The organism is Faecalibacterium sp. OM04-11BH, from assembly GCF_003482185.1.
Lineage (GTDB): Bacteria > Bacillota > Clostridia > Oscillospirales > Ruminococcaceae > Faecalibacterium > Faecalibacterium tardum.
In genome coordinates this window covers 1-2,146 of record NZ_QULS01000043.1, presented here as the reverse complement: position 1 = coordinate 2,146, position 2,146 = coordinate 1, and the positions used below count along the sequence as shown (strand labels likewise).

Sequence of the window (2,146 nt, the reverse complement as noted above, 5' to 3'; positions counted from 1 at the left end):
GTCAGAAAAGTCACCTCCGAGAACTATCCTACAGATTCCGGACGGGAGGGAGAACTGATCTTCCGACTTGTCTACCAGCAAGCGGAGTGCAAAAAGCCCTTCTCTCGTCTATGGCTGTCCAGCATGGAGGAAAACGCTATCCGGGAAGGGTTCGCCCACCTCAAACCGTCAACTGAATACGATGCGCTGTACAACGCAGCACTCTGCCGGGAACGCGCCGACTGGATGGTCGGCATCAATGCATCCCGGCTTTTTTCGTGCCTGTACGGTCAGCCGCTGGCGGTGGGGCGTGTTATGACCCCGGTGCTTGCCATGACGGTGGTGCGAGAAGCCGCCATCGCCGCCTTTACCCCGGAAAAATTCTACACGGTGGATCTGGAACTGACCAGCGGCTGCACGGCATCCAGCCGCCGCATTCCCGAAAAATCCGTTGCCGAGAACCTGCTGGAAGCCTGCCGAAAGGAGATGGTAGCAACGATCCAGCGCATCACCCGCAAGGAAAAATCTGAAAATCCGCCGCCGCTGTACGATCTGACCACCCTTCAGCGGGATGCCAACCGCTTACTGGGGTACAGCGCACAGCAGACGCTGGACTATGTGCAGAGCCTGTATGAGAAGAAACTTACTACTTATCCCAGAACTGATAGCTGCTATATCACCGACGATGACGAGGAAATGCTGGAGGAACTGACCGAGGAACTGGAAGGTTTTCTCGACATTACTCCAGAGGATGTGGACGAGGCTGTGCCCCGGACACGGCGCACCGTCAACCGGGAAAAAGTCACCGACCACCACGCCATCCTGCCCACCCGCAGTATGCTGCAAGCCGATCTGGAAGCTCTGCCTAAAGGTGAGCAGAACGTTCTGAAACTCATCATCGCCCGGACGCTGATGGCGGTAAGCAAGCCCTTCCGTTATCTGGAAACCCTGCTGACCACCGAATGCGCCGGGGAGGAATTTACCGCCAAGGGCAAGGAGGTTTTGGAGGAAGGCTGGAAAGCTGTGGAGCGCAAGGTGCTGGCAGACATCCTGAACCGGAAGCAGGAACTCACAGCCCTGCCCAATGTCGCAGAAAATGAGTGCGGCATCCTCAATGCAGAACTGAAAGAGGGGCAAACGACCCCGCCGAAGCATTTTACCGAGGACCTTCTACTTCATGCAATGGAAACCGCCAGTGCGGATAGTATGCCGGAGGGCGTAGAACGTCAGGGTATCGGTACTCCGGCAACCAGAGCCGCCACCATTGAAAAACTGGTACAGAAGGGCTTTCTGGAACGGAAAGGCACCAAGAAAACCAAGGTGCTTCTGCCCACCGACAAGGGCAAAGCCCTCATCACCGTAATGCCCGAAGAGATTCAGTCTGCGGATATGACGGCTGACTGGGAAGCGAAACTGCTGCAAATCGAGCGTGGCGAAATGGAGCCGGAAACTTTTATGACTGAAATCAAAGAGATGATTTCCTCGCTGGTAACGACCACCGAGGCTGCGAAAGGAGCGAATGCGCTTATGAAAAACAAAATTATTGGTGTCTGCCCGAACTGCGGAAAACCTGTTGTGGAGCGTGAAAAGGGCTGGTTCTGCGAGAACCGGGAGTGCCGTTTCGTGCTGTGGAAGGACAATGCGTTCTTCAAGCGTCTGGGCAAGCGTCTGGATGCTCATGTGGCAGACAAGCTGCTGCGGGATGGCCGTGTCCGCCTGAAGGACTGCAAGAGCGCCAAGGGCAAGACCTACAATGCCACCGTGCTGCTGGGCACCGAACCTGATGGCCGCAGCAAGTTTTCGCTGGAATTTGAAGGTGGGTGCTGATGGAGCAGATAAAAGAAGCGGTCTACCTTATCAATGATGAACGCTATCTGCATCTCCGGGAAAACGGTGCAGGGGTCGGCTTTGCCACTTATAACAAGGTAACTGGCGAGCCGCTGGAAAGTGGGCAGATCTCGGAAAAGAATCTGCCGCCAGATGGACAAAACACCATCCCTGCCGCCCGGAACTGGTATCTGTTTGAACTTTCGGACGATGACCGTAAGGCCATCCAACAGGAAAGCGTAAAGATCCTCGAAAACATCCCGCAGGCGGGCATCGGCAGGCGGCGCATCTGGGAGCCTGAAACGCTGCCGAAGGATATTCGTCTCATCAACAGCCACTA

General features: G+C 55.6%; 1 protein-coding gene and 1 pseudogene. Both read left to right on the top strand.

The annotated features are described in order from the left end of the window. On the top strand, positions 1-1,806 hold a 1,806-nt coding region (locus DXB44_RS14280; RefSeq protein ID WP_243111195.1), incomplete at its 5' end, for a DNA topoisomerase. Beyond that, positions 1,806-2,146, top strand: a pseudogene (locus DXB44_RS14275) (hypothetical protein); the annotation flags it as partial. The gene DXB44_RS14280 and the pseudogene DXB44_RS14275, both read left to right, overlap by 1 nt.